General features: G+C 61.4%; 5 protein-coding genes. All 5 read left to right on the forward strand.

Going from position 1 to position 1,762, the window contains the following annotated elements:
- On the forward strand, window positions 1–308 hold a 308-nt coding region (locus tag AC097L_RS23550; RefSeq protein WP_479589165.1), incomplete at its 5' end, for a phosphoribosyl-AMP cyclohydrolase.
- Between the two features lie 5 nt (window positions 309–313).
- Complete coding sequence (locus tag AC097L_RS23555) at window positions 314–694, forward strand: phosphoribosyl-ATP diphosphatase (RefSeq protein WP_479589166.1); 381 nt, start codon at window positions 314–316, stop codon at window positions 692–694.
- Window positions 691–1,086 (forward strand): DUF4870 family protein, encoded by a 396-nt coding sequence (locus AC097L_RS23560; protein WP_479589167.1) that lies wholly within the window; start codon window positions 691–693, stop codon window positions 1,084–1,086. Before AC097L_RS23555 ends, AC097L_RS23560 begins: the two co-directional genes overlap by 4 nt.
- A complete protein-coding gene (locus AC097L_RS23565) occupies window positions 1,083–1,451 on the forward strand; it encodes a histidine triad nucleotide-binding protein (protein ID WP_479589168.1) in 369 nt (122 codons plus the stop codon). The genes AC097L_RS23560 and AC097L_RS23565 overlap by 4 nt, the downstream gene beginning before the upstream one ends.
- An 86-nt stretch (window positions 1,452–1,537) precedes the next feature.
- A partial coding sequence (tatA, locus tag AC097L_RS23570) for a Sec-independent protein translocase subunit TatA (RefSeq protein WP_479589169.1) occupies window positions 1,538–1,762 on the forward strand: 225 nt, incomplete at its 3' end.

Raw genomic sequence — 1,762 nt, forward strand, 5'->3', positions numbered from 1 at the left:
TGGACCGCGAGGCGCTGGAGCAAACCGCCGCCTTAGGGCGTGCCGTGTACTTCAGCCGCTCGCGCCAGCGGCTGTGGTTCAAAGGTGAAGAATCGGGCCATGTGCAAACCGTGCACGAGATCCGGCTCGACTGCGACAACGATGTGGTGCTGCTCAAGGTGACCCAGCTCGGCCACACCCCCGGCATCGCCTGCCACACGGGCCGCCACAGCTGCTTTTTCAGTGTGCTGGACACCGATGCCGCAGGCGAAAAAGCCTGGAAGGCCACCGAACCGGTCTTGAAAGACCCGGAATCCATCTACAAGTAATGGCCATGACTTCTAACGACTCCCTGGCCCGGCTGGCCGCCACCATCGAAAGCCGCAAGGCGGCTAACGGTGGCGACCCCAGCGCCAGCTACGTAGCCCGCCTGCTGCACAAGGGGCCGGATGCCTTCTTGAAAAAAATTGGTGAAGAGGCCACCGAGGCCGTGATGGCTGCCAAGGATGCCGAATACGGCGGCAACACCCCCGCGCTGCAAGCCAAGCTGGTGGGTGAGGTGGCCGACCTGTGGTTCCATTCCATGGTGGCGCTGGCGCACTTTGGCCTCAGCCCCGCCGACGTGCTGGCCGAGCTGGAGCGCCGCGAAGGCACCAGCGGCATCGAAGAAAAAGCCTTGCGTAAAGTTTTAAACCGAGAAGCGGAGTCTCCATGAACGACATCATTGACGTGCGCGCCATCGATAGCGAGAAAGCCCAGGGCTTGAAAACCGTGGGCTGGATCAGCTATTTGCTGCACCTGGTCGTGGCGGTGGGCGCAGTGGTGCCGGGCGCGCAGCCGGGCGCGCTGCTGCTGATCGTGGCGCTGGTGATCGACCTGGTGAAGAAGAGCGAGGCCGAAGGCACCTGGCAGGCCAGCCATTTCAGCTGGCGCATCCGCTCGGTGCTGTGGGCCGGGGTGTTGTACGTGGTGACGGCACCGCTGTGGGTGCTGTTCATCTTGCCCGGCTGGATCGCCTGGGGCCTGATTTCGCTGTGGTTTTTGTACCGCATCGTGCGCGGTATGGTGGCCATGAACGCCAGCAAGCCTGTGGGAGACGCGGCATGAGCGTGCTGGCCCACGACCCGAATTGCCTGTTCTGCAAAATCATTGCAGGCCAGATTCCGTCCAAAAAAGTCTATGAAGACGAAGAACTTCTGGCCTTCCACGACATCCATCCCTGGGCACCGGTGCACTTTTTGCTGATTCCCAAACTGCATATCCCGTCGATGGCGCAGGTGCAGCCCGAGCACACCGCCCTGCTGGGGCGCATGATGGTGCTGGCCCCGCAACTGGCGGCGCAAGAAGGCTGCAGGCCCTACCCGCAAGGGGGGTTTCGGGTGATGGTGAATACAGGGGATGATGGCGGGCAGGAAGTGCACCATCTGCATGTGCACGTCATTGGCGGGCCGCGCCCCTGGCTCAAGGGTTAGTGCCACGGCAAGGGGCAATAGGGAGTCGGGCGTGGACCGTCATCTGCGCCGTCTAAAATCAGAAACACTTTGTTAGGAGTTATTCCATGGGTTCATTTTCTATTTGGCATTGGTTGATCGTGTTGTTGATCGTGGTGATGGTGTTTGGCACCAAGAAGCTGAAGAACATGGGCAGCGACCTTGGTGGCGCGGTCAAAGGCTTTAAAGACGGCATGAAAGACGGCTCTGCGTCGCCCGACGACGACAAGCCCACCGCCCAGGTGTCGGCCAGCGCGGCAGCGGCTGCGCAAAAGAACACCATCGACGTTGAA

It is taken from the genome of Rhodoferax sp. RT5P35, assembly GCF_056521385.1.

What these genes read in the sequence shown, in the direction of transcription:
- AC097L_RS23555 (WP_479589166.1), top strand. Translation starts at nt 314, where the DNA reads ATGACTTCTAACGACTCCCTGGCCCGGCTGGCCGCCACCATCGAAAGC.
- AC097L_RS23560 (WP_479589167.1), top strand. Translation starts at nt 691, where the DNA reads ATGAACGACATCATTGACGTGCGCGCCATCGATAGCGAGAAAGCCCAG.
- AC097L_RS23565 (WP_479589168.1), top strand. Translation starts at nt 1,083, where the DNA reads ATGAGCGTGCTGGCCCACGACCCGAATTGCCTGTTCTGCAAAATCATT.